Source organism: Vibrio sp. 2017_1457_13, from assembly GCF_030851525.1.
Lineage (GTDB): Bacteria > Pseudomonadota > Gammaproteobacteria > Enterobacterales > Vibrionaceae > Vibrio > Vibrio metschnikovii.
Window position 1 is genome coordinate 42,650 of record NZ_VHTA01000002.1, and the last position, 13,068, is coordinate 55,717.

The window sequence follows — 13,068 nt, forward strand, 5'->3', positions numbered from 1 at the left end:
AATACATAAAATTGTGACGCAAACGGTAAATCAACAGATTTAGGAACTAAAGAACATAGGGCTTACCCTTCATCATCCGTAATCCTTCACGCCGAATACATTCTGCTAACGGGTTTTCAGCCATATCTGCTCGCCAAATAAAAGTTAATGTTCTCTCCATACTCAGCTGGGGAACATTCAGCGCTACTAACTGACCATTTTGAATAAATCGTTCGACATCCAAATAAGGCAAACAGGTTAAATAGGGGCCATTTTCTACCAAACTACGCAACACGGGAACATGCTCATATTCACGCCATACATCCAAATCCGGGATAAGCTTATGCACTGCACTCTCAAAAATACCACGCGTCCCTGAGCCCTGTTCACGTAATACCCATTTCGCTTGTTCTAATTGGGCTAAACTCACCACATCGCGTTTCGCAAACGGATGATGAGCGGAAGTAACAATACATAAGTGATCACGACACCAAACTTCTTGGAGAATTCGGCTATCATCACAACGACCTTCGATGATCCCTAAATCATAGCGATAATCTAAAATACCGTCGATCACGCTCTGGGTACTTCTGACGCCCAGCTCAATGCGGATCTCTGGAAAATCACTATCAATAATACTGATAAGATCGGGGACAAGATGTTCCGCAGGAGTTTGACTCGCACCAAGACGAATCTCTCCACTCAATAAATGCTGATCATAAAAGCCCATTTCAATTTGTTGAGCATCTTGCAGTAAGCGTTTCGCTTTCGGACGCAACCACATCCCCCAATGGGTCAGTGCCATCTGCTTGCCTTGACGTTCAAATAGTGGACGCCCTAACATTTTTTCTAGCTGTGCGAGCGACATACTGGTGGCTGACTGAGTTAAGGCGAGTTTATCTGCCGCGACACTGACACTACCGGAATCTGCTACCGCATCAAAAACGGCCAACTGTTTTAATGAATATCGCACTCTACATCCTTTTTATAACCATCATTACCCTGCCCATAATGAGCAATTCGTTTCATTTTACTGGCTCACCCAACTATATCAATAAAATTGATAGGGTAACCAAGAATTATCCATTTTACCGCCCTGCTCGTCTACCCTAGTCTGGTTTGGTAACAACCCATACGGCGTTGTTTAATTTGTCAGGAGGTAATTATGAATGTGAGTCTGGAGAGCGCGTATGTCGACAGCCAACGCTGAAAATCAACACTATTTTTCACCCTATGAAATGATGGCTGAAGCGGAAAAGTTTGCTTTAAGTAAAGCGCAAAAAACCAGTGGACTGACGCTAAGTCTAGCGATAATGGCCGGTGCGTTTATTGGTTTGGCTTTTTTGTTTTACATTACTGTGACCACAGGGAGTGAGAGTGCTGGCTGGGGATTGAGTCGTCTCGCTGGTGGCCTTGCTTTTAGTATGGGGCTAATACTGATTGTCATTTGTGGTGGTGAGTTATTCACCAGCTCAGTGCTATCAAGCATTTCATGGGCCAATAAACAGATAAGCTTTAGCAAAATGCTCGCTATCTGGGGCAAAGTATACGTGGGCAATTTTATTGGTGCGATGTTCCTACTTTTGTTGGTCGCTGCTGCGGGCTTGTATCAATTAGATAACGGTCAATGGGGGCTTAATGCGCTAAATATCGCTCAACATAAACTGCACCATACGGCCGTTCAAGCTTTCGCCTTAGGGGTGCTTTGTAACCTTTTGGTGTGTTTAGCCATCTGGTTAACTTTTAGTTCAGCCAATGCGATGACTAAAGCCGCGATGACAATATTGCCAGTAGCGATGTTTGTCTCCAGTGGCTTTGAGCACTGTGTTGCCAATATGTTCATGATCCCTCTTGGTATTGTGATTCATACCTTTGCTCCAGAAAGTTTCTGGATACAGGTCGGTAGCACTCCGGCTCAGTACGCCGACCTCAATATCTCTGCTTTTATTACGGCCAATCTTATCCCTGTCACTTTAGGAAATATTGTCGGCGGTGCCGTTCTGGTTGGCTTAGCAAATTGGTCAATTTATCGTCGCCCACACTTAAAAGCCGCTCATGTGAGCACAATAACAAAAACTACCCCTCTTCAGTCGGTTAAGGAAACTACTATGAAAAACGCAATTATCGTTCAAGATATGATGGATAAAAAAGCCATTACTCTCAGTGCAGAGACACCTGTACCCTTCGCTATCGATACTCTGTTGGATAATTATCTTACCGCCGCCCCTGTCGTTGATCGCCAAGGTCGTTTGATCGGTATGTTCTCAGCTCACGATGTGATGGTCGAGCTATGGTGCCAAGACTATTTACCGAATGCAGAACAAAAAGTTGTTGATTTAATGACTCGTGATGTCATTGCTATTAATGCGAGTGATAGTTTAGTTGATGTGGCGGAGTTCTTTTGCATCGATAAAGAGCAACTTTTCCCAACGACCAGTATGGGTATTGCCACTCGATTTAATGCGTTGTCAGTTGAAGAGCGGGCAAAAAGTATGAAAGTCAGTAAACCCCATGTGCTGCCAGTTTTGGACAAAGGGCAATTTGTCGGTGTTCTGAATCGCAATCATGTGTTGGCCGAGCTACGTGCGATTTATGGTGAACGAGTGACGGCGGTTAAAACAGAAAAAGAGTTAGCAAGAGCCTAAACAGCGACTCATCATTATCGGCCGATACACACGATAAATAATAGGCAAAAAAATTCCCTGATAATTCAGGGAATTTTCTATTTAATCAATCGAACAGAATGACATCGACCAACTATTTCTTGATGCCTTCAACATGCAGTTCCATGTCAACGTAACTTGATGGGCCAACCACTTTAATCGCGAAGTCTTTTAATTCTAGACGAGTCGTACCCATGAATCCGGCACGCTGTCCACCCCAAGGATCCGTACCTGCACCAATAAACTGAGCATCGATAGTAATTGGTTTAGTATGACCATGCAGAGTAAGATCACCAGTAATCGCTAAGTTACCATCGCCTTTATCCACCACCTGAGTACTAGTAAATGTCGCGGTAGAAAATTGCGAGGCATTGATAAAATCTGCACTGCGGATATGGCGATCTCGCTCTGCATGATTAGAATCGAGACTGCGTGTATCAACATTTACCGTAACTTTTGAAGCTGCAATATTCTCAGGATCATAAGAAAACTCACCATTAAAGGTATTAAAGCGACCTTTAATATAACTAAAACCTAAATGGTTTACTTTAAAGTTGATAGAAGCATGAGCTCCTTGAGTATCAATTACATAGTCAGCAGCGTTAGCACTAAAAGGTAATGCCAAAGCGAACGCTAATCCAAGTAAGCTCTTTTTCATTTTTTTGCTCCTGTCATTTTACGTAAGGTATTGTCTTTATCGATAAAGTGATGTTTCAATGCCGCGAGTGCATGAATCGAGACCATGATGATCAGAAACCAAGCGGCATAAAAATGAACATCACCAGAGATATCCGTCTGTCTTGGAAACAAACTACCAAGGCTAGGTACAGTGAACCAATCGAACACCGAAATGCCTCGTCCATCGGCGGTAGAAATTAAGTAACCAGAAATAAAGATCACGGCTAAATTCACATAGATAAGCTTATGAACAATGTTGGCAGCGATACGCTCAAGTGGTTTACCTTCCACGGAGGGTGACGGCGTCACTAACTTCCAAATAAAACGAAATAAGGTTAACCCTGCCAGTAATATACCTATCGATTTGTGCCAATACGGGACCGTGTGATACCACTGGCTGTAGTAGGATAAATCGACCATCCATAGACCCGCTGCAAACATACCAATAACGACAATAGCGGATAGCCAATGAATAATTTGCAGCGGTCGATTGTAATGTGTCACTTGGGTCTTCATAGGATTTCTCTTTGTAAAAGTGCCGAGTTGATACATCTTGATAACAGAGTATTTACCATTTGTACCGCTCTGGATAGACAAGGCAATTGATGATGTTGTTCAATTTATTTGAAGAAACTTTTCTATGCCATGTTTCACATGGTGTGACTGACACCGAAAAACTAATTATTGTTTAATTTCAAATAGTTAATTAAATTGACAGATATGCACTTCAACTTAAGTGGTAACATTATGAAACATATTGCCTTGATATGTTCTCGCTTGACTCAGAAAAATGAAAAGAAAAATGTATGCTATAGCACACTCTACACTGCTTTCAGTTGCCAAGCTCATCGCGATTGATTCATCATGTCACTAGCGATGGTGCTCTTTTAGTCAAAGCCAACTGATTGAACATCCACCATTATTTATTGGGTGGTATATGTGTGAAGGTTAACTTTTTCGAGAGTAATGGGATTTGAATTTTAGGAAGCGATTAAAGTGGGATCGTTTAAATAAATTTTGCTAAGGAGTACATCGCCTTGCTGTTGGATATAGTGACGCAAAGTGTCAATGAGTTTCAAGCCGATTGTCTAAAGCTATGTGAAAAGCACTACCCTACTATTCATAATCAAGGAATGAGTCAACATCACCTCAGCCAAGCTTTTGCCCGGCGACTAGCGCGCACGTTAACTGAATTTGGTCATACCTGTGAATACATGCCGTTAGACTTTATGCCCAACAATGAACTTCCTTATCATTTTAGAGTGAGTAGTGATGTAGGGACGGTGTGGATATTAACGCAACATATGGTGAGTGCGGGGAAAACGTGCCGCGCAAAATTATTGCGCGATATTTGTGCTTGGAAACAAGAATACGCTTATGCCATTCAACCCAATGATCTATTACTCTTGCTCACCGATCATTGGATAAGTCGCAGCCAAAAAAGTCGTGAGTTGTTGCATTGGTGGACAGGACGATTGCCCGATGAACTGGCAGACTATCATGCACAAGGCATCACCCTCTATGAAAGTGAATCACAACTGCTACAAACGTTAGAGTCCACTTTTACCATGACCCCCTGCTATATTAAGTATGGTCACCCTCTTAAGCGCTCTAAAAACCAACAGCTCGTACGTAAATATATTCAGCTTTATGCCGTATTACAGGGAGCTTAACGCCATAGATACTACGGCCTAGGTGTCCACCTAAGCCGTACTCAAAGCTGGAGCCTGTCATATATTAATCGATGCGCGCCAGTAAGGCATCCATAATATCATCCATCGACACAAACCCGAGCAGTTGATTATCATTTAAAACCAGTAGACGTTTAATATGTTGTTGAGTCATCAGCGTCGCTACATGTTTTAACGCGAGATTTTCACCAACCGAGATCGCCGGTTTAGCGCATACGTCATAGACATTCAATAAATCAATATCACCACCTTCCGCGATCACTGTTTTGACAATATCAGTATAAGTGATTAAACCAAACGCATCATTGGCATTTTGCTGTTCAACGACCAGAGATTTTAAATGATGTTTTTTCATCAACATCATGGCTTCACGTAACTTGGCAAACGGCGATATAGTGACAACGTCACGAATCATAACGTCTTTTACTAACATAGGGTTTTATCCTTATAAAGTGTCTTTTAACTGCTGTTGGAACAGCTGCTGTTCAAACTTATCCAGTTGATTGAGGTCAATCCCTGCTAAATGTTCTAATCCAATCGTAAAAGCAATGCCTCTTGAATCTTCCTCACTTGGACGTAACAGTACTTGCAATGATTTCAGTACTTGTAAAGAGAGAGACTTCTCGAGCACCATGAGCAAAACGGATTGACTGCCATCGTAGGTTAAGCCAAAAAACGTCTTTCTGGTCTCATTGCTGATACCTCGACCTGCTAATACGGTAATACCACCTGCGCCTTGCTCACGAGCGGTATCAATCGCTTCTTGCTCGAATTCTTCGGGGACGATGGCAACTAATACGGAAAACTTCATGATTTCACCTTTGAAAATTGAAAATACCATTGTGTGAAAATGGCGTAGAGCATAACTGTAACAATAGGAAAAATAGAGGCGAAGGCAATCAAGCCAAAACCATCAATCAATACGTTTCGGCCTTCGATATGAGTCGCTAAGCCAATACCAAGAGCGGTAATGAGAGGAACGGTCATATCAGATGTAGTCACTCCTCCTAAATCATACGCGAGCGCAACAATATATTTTGGAGTTATCATCGTTAATATAATAACTAATGCATAACCACCAACAATAAACTCATAAAGCGATGCCCCATTTATTACTCGATAAGCCCCGATAGTAATACCTAAAGCTAAACCTAAAGCTGCAAAAATTCTAATCAATGAGCCATTTATTTTACCATGAGCACATTCTTCAGCTTGCTTACCGACAGCGATTAACGCTGGTTCAGCCATCGTTGCAGAAAAACCGATCATGAAAGCAAATAAATATATGTACCATATATTACCATTCATAATAAGCTGTTCTGCCATAGAATTACCTATTGGGAAAAGCCCCATTTTTAAACCTAAAACAAAAATATGCAAACCAATAATTACTAAAACAAAACCAAAAATAATACTCTTAGGATTATTTAACCTTCTTCTTAATACTAGATATTGAAAAAATAAAATGGTTAGCATTATGGGTAACACATCTCTCACCGTTCCTAGAAGCTCTATAAAGGAGACATACCAAATCAAATGATCATCTGTAGGTAGAGCACTAATAAAATAAGAAACATGAGATGTATCAAAAGAATAGACGTAGATACCATAAAGTTGAACCGTTAGTCTTGGTGCCATCGCAGCCATCGCAGCTAAGCCAAAGCCATCAATCAATGGATTTCGCCCACGAATCGAGCTTGCTAAGCCAACACCAATCGCGGTAATTAATGGTACGGTTACAATATTAGTCGTAACTCCCCCCGAATCATACGCAATTCCAATAATCTCTTCCGGAGCAAAATACGTAATTGCAATCGCTAATAAGTACCCGATAATCATAAACCAACGTAAGGGATATCCCATGATGGTACGAAAGACACCCAGCGCAATGACGAAACCAACCGACGTTGCAACCAATAAGCGTAAGGTAAGACCATCAATGCGTCCTTCACTAATGGTTTGCGCCTGTTCTGCTACCGCAATCAGTGCCGGTTCAGCAACCACGGCAGAAAAGCCGATAGCAAAACCAAAACTGAGTAAAATAGGGATCGAGCCGCGCCACGCAAATTGGTTAGCCAAGCTTTTTCCGACAGGGAAGATACTTAACTCTAACCCTTGTAGAAATAGAGCAACACCAACTGCTACTACCAACAAACCAAATGTCATCGTCCACACATCGTCCGGAACTTGACGTAAGATCACGAGCTGAAAGAAAAGCACGACAGCAACAATCGGTAATAAATTTTTTAATGCATGCAAAAGCGCATGATAAAAATCCTTGATAAATAACATCATTATTCCTGTTTTACGTGAAGAGAGTCCATTGTGCTGTCAAAACGGACAATAATTAGCCGCTGTTATTTGAAAAATACATATTAAACAATACACTACATCGGCAAGAAGTAGACAATTAATTATATAAAACGATGAGAAAAAACATAATGTTATTCAAAAATAGCGTTGATTTTTTGTTAACTCACGCAAAAATAATGCTCAACAAACAGAGAAAAATGGCCTTAGTAAAACATGGTTACTCTATTTCACATTTTGTAACGAGCGTAGCCATTCAAGCAGGAAGAAGACAGCTAACAAGAAAAGAAAAAGCTAGGTCTTTTACACCTAGCTTTTGTGATATTAAGCCTACTGACATTGTTAGATATTAATTTGCAGACGAAATCATAACCACCACTAATCAATTGTACAACCGCTATTTACCTCAAGATTACTAGGAAAGTGCATCATCAGTAAGTTTTGCCATCAAACGGCTCACTTGCTCCGGGGTGGCCGCAGACCACGATTTAGCGATGCCAGAAACACCATGATTGGCAAAAGCATTAATACGTAGTTGAAAAGCCGCCCCCTGAGCTGACTGTAACTGTTGTAACTGATTTAAATATTGCGCTAATAACTCGCTATATAGGTCATAGTCTGTTTTTTCAGGTATGAGTAATAAACGCACTTCGCTTAATTTGCCATGCTCAGCCAGAAAGTGTAACGACCGTTTAACGGGCACATTGCTATGCCCAGTTAATTGATAATGACACCTTTCATGCCATGCTTTTAAATCGATCATTGCCCCGTCCATCCAAGGCAACAAGCTTTGCCAGTGCTTGAGCGAAAGACTGCCATTACTATCGAGTAAGCAAGTTAATGACGATAGCTCTGGGGTGGTTTTCACCGCTTTGAATAGCTCGCGAACAAATTTGATTTGTAAACTCGCCTCACCACCACTGAGAGTAATACCAGTAATGAAGTGTCGCCGCTGCCTGATCTGCTCAACAGCGTCAAACACAGCCATCGCTTGAGAATCTTCACTACAGCGGGCAATCGTTTGCGGATTATGGCAAGCAGGGCAGCGATAATTACAGCCTTGGAGAAAAAACACCAAGCGGTTGCCGGGCCCATCGACCACAGAATAAGGCAGCAATCGAGCAACTTGCCCCGTTATTGAGCGTTGGATCGTTATCTCATCATTATCCGAAATCACTGTGGTCGGCATTACTCACCTGCAATAAATTCATGACTCACCACTCTTGGTGCTCGTTGAGTGACTTTTGTTTCGGTGCACGCTTCAGCGCCAAGCGCCGTTGTATTCGTGCGAGAACCTTGTTGATAATACGCTTCTAAGTCCGATTTTTTTACCATATAGCCAGTAATTCTCACTAAATCATTTCCGTGAGTATTAGCCGTGAACTCCCTCATTCCATGAGCGAAAGCGCCTAAGCAGAGATCGGTTAACGCCTGAGGATTGGCTTTAATGGTTTCGTCTAGAGTTAAAATCTCACTGACTCCAGAAGGATAGTAAGCGTGCTGCGGTGCTAAGGCTAATAAATGGCTAACCGGATCTGGCTCTTGACCATAACGAATTCGAATTCCTGGTGTGGTCTGCGTATCAATGGATAGCCCACCTTGCGAATGCAGTAAAGCTCGATTGGCTAAGCCATAAGTGACTGGCGTTTTAGTGACAATGTCACTTAAAGTTTGGCTGATCGTTAATGCGAGTTGGTTAGAAGCAAGGTCGCGCCCATATTCTGCCTTACCCAATAATAAATGATTGACCGCTTCAGCCATGCCATAAACACCAAACATTGGCGCAAAGCGAGCTTCTTCAATCAGCCCTTCTGTGACTAAAAAGCCTTGAAAAAAGTTGGATTGTTGATGTAAAAAACGACAACGCTGCTCAATCAACTCATACATCAAGTGGCAATAATAAGGCAGCGTATGATTTAAGAACGTATCGATATTTTGTGCTTGTTCAGCAACGGCTTTAAGATTCAAGCGTACCAAGGTATTTGCACCGCCACGAACAGGCAAGGCGTTATAACAACTGACAATGCCGAAACTAGGTTGCACATTTTGCTCAACAAAGAAGGCTTGATGTAAAGGCCAATTCGCAATATGTGGTTTACTGCAATGGATAATATTATCCGTTGCTTGACGAAGTAAGCTGTTTGGCGTGCGCTCTGGGTCGTACATGAGTGTTAAATTAGGAGCAACTTGTTGTAATTCAGCATCGATTTTTAACACCATGCGACAAACACGATTATCCTCTGGGCCAATATTCGCATGCATAAAGGCATCGGGAAGCGTTCTATCTAATTGAATCCAAAAACGTTTTAAGGAACGGTAAAGATGCCCGTCAGTCACATCATCGCAATAAGGTAGCAACAGTTGATCAAGGTAGCCCAAGAATACCGGCATATTGGTCACTGAGGGTACATGATGATACAACACCATTAATTTCATTAATGCATCATCAAAATCTTCTGCAGGGGTTAACTCTAAATAGCGCGAACCTTGAGTTAGAAAGCGTTGATAATCAGGTAAGACATAACGAGGTTTAAACGGTGCATGGCCCTCATACATATCACAAATAATGCCTTGCTCCATCGCCTCAATTAATTCTGGGCTGCGAGAGACATAAGGTAAACTGGCTTCTGCTTGAGCCGCTAAGGCAAACGTTTTTTGTTTCGGGTTTAAGATTGGATTGGTCACAATAGAGAAAAGATCATCGGTCATCATCGTATCCACATCGTTTACTCATCAATAACCTTATGCTACCAATGGTTTTATTAGTGGGAAAGCGGAATCAAGACATAGACCATTACGATGGCTCAAAGTATGAACTGCAGCACGTATTAACTATTTTTAAAACAAAAACTTATACGATAGAGATGGTTTACTTCCCCCCCTTTCAGAAACCCATTCCCCGATTAGCTATCTTTATATAACCAAAATCAAACATTCTGTTTTTATCTTAAAGCCAGTATTTTTAATTGAAAATCACCTTGAGAAAGGTACAGCGTTCTTCCCAAGCAAAAACAAACAACATTTTATACAACATTATTAGCAAGATCACGGTCAATGAAACCACAAAAGACTAACAAACCATACAAACTTGCTACATAATAACCAAAAGTTGACCGTTATCTCTGATGTAGAGAGACGAATTTCGAGTACATAGGATGTTGTATGAAAACCGCTCAGGCCTCAATAGACTTAATCGCACTTCGCCATAACTATTTACGTTTAAAGTCACTCTCTGGACAGCAAAAACTGATTGCTGTTATCAAAGGGGATGCCTATGGTCATGGTGCCGTCCAGTTGGCAAAAGCACTCCCAATGGCAGATTGGTTTGCCGTAGCACGAGTCGAAGAAGCAGAAGAGCTTATCGTTAATGGGATTGATCAACCAGTCCTGCTACTGGAAGGCTGTTTCTGTGCTGACGATTTACAACGTGCCGCCGACCTCAAGCTCGCAACTGTCATTCATTGTGAAGAGCAATTACGAGATTTAGAACAAAGTAACTTGGCTAACCCTATCAGCATTTGGTTGAAAATTGATACTGGAATGCATCGGCTTGGAGTTCAGCCAGAACAAGTGACAGAATATGTACAGCGCATTGAACGAAGCGGAAAACTTAAAGGTCAACTCGGTTTTATGAGCCATTTTAGCTGTGCCGACGATCTTTCTCATCCTGCAACACTGAAACAAATCGAGTGTTTTTCACAAGCGGCGTTTCCGTATTCCGGCCCGAAAAGTTTGGCTAACTCGGCAGGTATTTTATTTTGGCCAGAATCACAGTTCAATGTCGCCAGAGCAGGGATAGCTTTGTACGGCATTTCCCCTAGCCTTTATCATTCGGGAATAGATCACCAATTACTGCCAGTAATGACCGTCACCACACGTTTGATTGCTGTTCGTCAACATACCGCGAATCAACCTGTCGGCTATGGTGAAACTTGGTATGCAAAACGAGATACGAAAATCGGCGTTATCGCGATGGGCTATGGTGATGGTTATCCACGCTCTGCCCCAGCAGGTACGCCAGTATTTATTAATGGCCGCCAAGTGCCAATTGTCGGGCGAGTATCCATGGACATGATAACCGTAGATCTTGGGCCTGATGCGATGGATAAAGTGGGTGATAGCGTAGAAATGTGGGGAAAAAACTTACCAGTAGAAACGGTAGCCAAGCATATTGGTACCATCCCTTATGAATTAACGATTAAATTAACCAATCGCGTAGCTCGTCATTATATGGATAAAGTTCCGAATTTTTGTATTGCATAACATGATGTCAATAATGATAGCATATGCAGTGACGGCAGCTAGAATCCACTGCCGTCAGCTATTTTGGATATAAAACACCTAAAACAACTTACTGACTTTCAAGCCCTACTGTTTAGTAGAATAATAAAAAATGTTATCGTTCGAAGCCCGAAGATTCGAATTGATAGAATTACTTACCCTATATTAATCAAAATATACCCATGTAGATTTATTATCCGCTGACTCCACACATTTTTCACAGAATTTCACGCCACTGATTCCAGCCTCAATTCCAGGATACCAGATGGCTTGGGCCGCTTGCTTATCATCACAATCAATGGCATTCATCACTAAAGCAAAGCGATGATAAAGATTTGACCATGATTCAAAATAGCCTTCGGCATGCCCACTCCCTATTCGATTAGCAGCCACTCCTGCCACATCTTTATATAAGTAGTCCATATCTCTGTCTAAAATCCGAATTGGTTCTCCCTGAACTTCATAACGTAATTGATTTGGATGCTCATCCCACCACTCTATCGAGGCTTTTTCTCCGACAATTCGAATTCTTTGTTGATGCATCGAACCTGAATTAACCGCTGAAGCCCAAAGTGTGCCGACCGCCCCACCATCAAACTCCATCATTACATGCGCATTATCTTCTAAAGGTGCACGTGATTGAATGAAACTTTGACGCATGCAAGAGAGACGTTTCACTTTAAGTCCTGTGATCATTTCACATAAATAAAATGCATGAGTACCAATATCTCCAATCACATACGTTGGCCCAGAGACTTCTGGACTCACTCGCCATTTCAAACTGGGATTATCTTTTTCATGTTCAACATTATGAAAGCCGTGCGCAAACTGCATAGTAACCACCCGTATTTCACCAAGGTCTCCCCTTTCAACCATTTCACGCGCCTGATGAACCATCGGAAAACCGGTATAACCATACATCACACCGAGCACGCGATCTTTAGTCTTTGCAATAGACTTCAGTTCTTCCGCCTCTTTGCTAGTAAAGGTAATGGGCTTTTCACACACGACATGCAATCCTGCTTGTAGTGCCGCTTTGCAAATTTCATAGTGTGTTGCATTCGGTGTCGCAATCGATACGGCTTGAATGCCATCTTCTCTCTTTGCTTCCTGTTCAAATAATACGGGATAAGAGGAGTAACAACGTTCAGGATCTAGACCGATGTTCTTTCCAAAATCTTGACAACGTTGAACGTCTAAATCAAAAGCGCCTGCCACTAAAGTAAACAGACCATCTCGCACAGCTGCATTACGATGGGAATATCCGATTTGACTGCCACGACCTCCTCCAACCATACCCCAACGAATAGGATGTTTGAATCGCTGTTCTTCATTAAACATGTGTTGTTTCTCCTAGTTATTGGGGGTTATCCCAACAGATAGTTTGATATGCTCTGTGGTCGAATAATTGAGTTAATGAAATGTACATTCCTAAATTTGTAATCGAGTAACCCTTCATTCGGTTC

The 13,068-nt window shown here is 41.9% G+C and carries 12 protein-coding genes and 1 pseudogene; 3 read left to right on the forward strand and 10 right to left on the reverse strand.

The window, feature by feature from the left end; all coding sequences use genetic code 11:
• Positions 1-46: 46 nt before the first annotated feature.
• Positions 47-952: a LysR substrate-binding domain-containing protein gene (locus tag FKN88_RS02775; RefSeq protein ID WP_004396351.1), complete on the reverse strand. Its 906-nt coding sequence runs from the start codon at positions 950-952 to the stop codon at positions 47-49.
• Between the two features lie 217 nt (positions 953-1,169).
• On the opposite strand from FKN88_RS02775, the gene focA reads away from it, so the two are divergent.
• On the forward strand, positions 1,170-2,624 hold the full coding sequence (gene focA / locus FKN88_RS02780) for a formate transporter FocA (protein ID WP_154171070.1): 1,455 nt from the start codon (positions 1,170-1,172) through the stop codon (positions 2,622-2,624).
• A gap of 112 nt (positions 2,625-2,736) precedes the next feature.
• Here the strand turns inward: focA and FKN88_RS02785 are convergent, their stop codons facing one another.
• Positions 2,737-3,300 (reverse strand): YceI family protein, encoded by a 564-nt coding sequence (locus FKN88_RS02785; protein WP_004396355.1) that lies wholly within the window; start codon positions 3,298-3,300, stop codon positions 2,737-2,739.
• Positions 3,297-3,836 carry a cytochrome b gene (locus FKN88_RS02790; protein ID WP_004396356.1) on the reverse strand — a complete coding sequence of 180 codons (540 nt, stop codon included), beginning with the start codon at positions 3,834-3,836 and terminating at the stop codon, positions 3,297-3,299. Before FKN88_RS02790 ends, FKN88_RS02785 begins: the two co-directional genes overlap by 4 nt.
• A gap of 521 nt (positions 3,837-4,357) precedes the next feature.
• Here FKN88_RS02790 and FKN88_RS02795 point away from each other — a divergent pair.
• The gene (locus FKN88_RS02795) at positions 4,358-4,993 is read left to right on the forward strand and encodes a hypothetical protein (RefSeq protein ID WP_154171071.1); all 636 of its coding nucleotides are present in this window, start codon (positions 4,358-4,360) and stop codon (positions 4,991-4,993) included.
• 64 nt (positions 4,994-5,057) lie between these two features.
• Here the strand turns inward: FKN88_RS02795 and FKN88_RS02800 are convergent, their stop codons facing one another.
• From FKN88_RS02800 to FKN88_RS02825, 6 genes and pseudogenes are all read right to left on the reverse strand, one after another.
• Positions 5,058-5,444, reverse strand: a complete 387-nt coding sequence (locus FKN88_RS02800) for a CBS domain-containing protein (protein ID WP_004396362.1) — start codon at positions 5,442-5,444, stop codon at positions 5,058-5,060.
• Between the two features lie 12 nt (positions 5,445-5,456).
• Positions 5,457-5,822 carry a transcriptional regulator gene (locus tag FKN88_RS02805; protein WP_154171072.1) on the reverse strand — a complete coding sequence of 122 codons (366 nt, stop codon included), beginning with the start codon at positions 5,820-5,822 and terminating at the stop codon, positions 5,457-5,459.
• On the reverse strand, positions 5,819-6,547 hold the full coding sequence (locus tag FKN88_RS02810) for a DUF1538 domain-containing protein (RefSeq protein WP_373567168.1): 729 nt from the start codon (positions 6,545-6,547) through the stop codon (positions 5,819-5,821). The genes FKN88_RS02805 and FKN88_RS02810 overlap by 4 nt, the downstream gene beginning before the upstream one ends.
• Positions 6,548-6,622: 75 nt before the next feature.
• Positions 6,623-7,306, reverse strand: a pseudogene (locus tag FKN88_RS02815) (DUF1538 domain-containing protein); the annotation flags it as partial.
• A 430-nt stretch (positions 7,307-7,736) separates the two neighbouring features.
• Positions 7,737-8,510 (reverse strand): 4Fe-4S cluster-binding domain-containing protein, encoded by a 774-nt coding sequence (locus FKN88_RS02820; protein WP_154171073.1) that lies wholly within the window; start codon positions 8,508-8,510, stop codon positions 7,737-7,739.
• Positions 8,510-10,033: a YjjI family glycine radical enzyme gene (locus tag FKN88_RS02825; RefSeq protein WP_306687268.1), complete on the reverse strand. Its 1,524-nt coding sequence runs from the start codon at positions 10,031-10,033 to the stop codon at positions 8,510-8,512. Before FKN88_RS02825 ends, FKN88_RS02820 begins: the two co-directional genes overlap by 1 nt.
• 450 nt (positions 10,034-10,483) lie before the next feature.
• Here FKN88_RS02825 and alr point away from each other — a divergent pair, with 450 nt between their 5' ends.
• Positions 10,484-11,584: an alanine racemase gene (alr, locus tag FKN88_RS02830; protein ID WP_154171074.1), complete on the forward strand. Its 1,101-nt coding sequence runs from the start codon at positions 10,484-10,486 to the stop codon at positions 11,582-11,584.
• A 183-nt stretch (positions 11,585-11,767) separates the two neighbouring features.
• Here the strand turns inward: alr and FKN88_RS02835 are convergent, their stop codons facing one another.
• A complete protein-coding gene (locus FKN88_RS02835; protein WP_154171075.1) occupies positions 11,768-12,943 on the reverse strand; it encodes a Gfo/Idh/MocA family protein in 1,176 nt (391 codons plus the stop codon).
• Between the last annotated feature and the right edge of the window lie 125 nt (positions 12,944-13,068).